Here is a 1,570-nt window from a genome sequence, read left to right as displayed (position 1 = left end):
TTATACAAACACGTTGTAGAGCATTTAAGAAACGTCATAACTAACTGTAACAGTTTTAAAAAAGAGTAATCTTTATAGGAAAACAAGAACAATGAAAACAGTTTTTACCATTCTTTTGGCTTTTGTAACTCTACAAAGCTTTTCCCAAATTAAAACAGATTATTTAAAGAAAAACCGATTTGATTTAAATTCATCGAATTTTGGATTTCCGCAAAGTGATTTTAAAATAATTGGATTTGGTGCTTATCACGGAAGTGCGAAAACTGAAAAGGCTGAATATGCCTTACTTAAATCTTTTACGAAAGACGGAACAATAGAATATTATTTACCTGAAACGGATTTTAGCATTGGACATTATTTTAACCAATATTTAAAAACAGGAGATTCTCTCTTATTAAAAGATTTAGTTAACAATTATGGAACTAGAGTGCCACAAGAGAAAAGTATAGAGACATATGAGAAATGGAAAGAAATAAAAAAACTCAATGATAAACTTCAAGAAAAGGACAAACTAACCGTTGTCGGAATTGACCTTTTAGTAACATACCTATTCACTTCTAAACACTTATTAGAATTAATTGATTACAAGCAAAACCCAAATAAATATTTGCAAGAAATAGTAAATATGGTAAAGTTGGATACAACTGACTTTTCACCAAACTATAACAGTTATTCTAAAAAGGTTTTAAGAAATTTTGTCGAGGAATACGAAAGACAACCAACGGAATTTGAAAAGGGTATAAATGACAAATTCGTTTTTGACCACATAATACAAAACCTAAAACATACATTTGAGAACTTCGATAATTCATCTAAAAGAGAAGGAATAATATATGATAATTATATCCATTTAAGCAAGTTATATAACTTTGAACAGAAACCACAATTTGTGCGATTTGGGTTCTATCATATAGAAAAACAGAGAGAAGGAAACAATCCATCTTTTTTTACAAGATTAATAGAAAACAATATTTATCAACGTGAAAAAATTATTTCCGTCATTGGCTATCTGACAGACAGTCGAGTACTTTGGGATATTGTTTCTGATGAGAATAAAATATACAAAACATATACAACGGAAGGCGGTTTCGGAATTGGCGACTATGACAAAGAATATTTTCTTGGAATCGAGAATTTAAAGAAAACGAAAATATCAGATGTTACCCTTTTTCGACTAAATGAAAAAAATACACCATACTCGGATGGAATACCTGATTTAATGGAAATTGTGATGGAAAATGATAAATCCAATGGAGAACAAGTGAAAGGGAAATCTACAACAGAATTTTTAGATTACGCGATTTTGATTTCTCATTCAAAGGCAAATATTCCAATTCAAGAGATGGATTAAAAACGCTCTACAACACCGTATATAACCAATGGCTAAGTTGGTTATTGAATTTGTATTCCTACTTTTTGTTGTAAATTTATGAAAACCGAATAAACCAGTAAACGGCTTCGCCGTGGCTGCTGAATCGCACGCGTCGACGCCGCTGCCAGCTTTTGCTCCGCAAAACTTTTTGAGCCACAGCTTGCCAAGGTCCGCCACTGGTCATATACAAACACGTTG

Annotated in this window: 1 protein-coding gene; it reads left to right on the top strand. The window is 31.7% G+C overall.

What is annotated here, in order from left to right:
• Window positions 1-91 precede the first annotated feature (91 nt).
• Entirely contained in the window at window positions 92-1,351 is a 1,260-nt protein-coding gene (locus ACY2RU_RS17505) for a hypothetical protein (RefSeq protein ID WP_490139775.1), read from the top strand.
• The last annotated feature ends 219 nt before the right edge of the window (window positions 1,352-1,570 follow it).

Source organism: Ulvibacter sp. 2305UL32-6, from assembly GCF_058148545.1.
The sequence above is the reverse complement of the archived record's forward strand: the minus strand, read 5'-3'. Positions and strand labels throughout refer to the sequence as shown.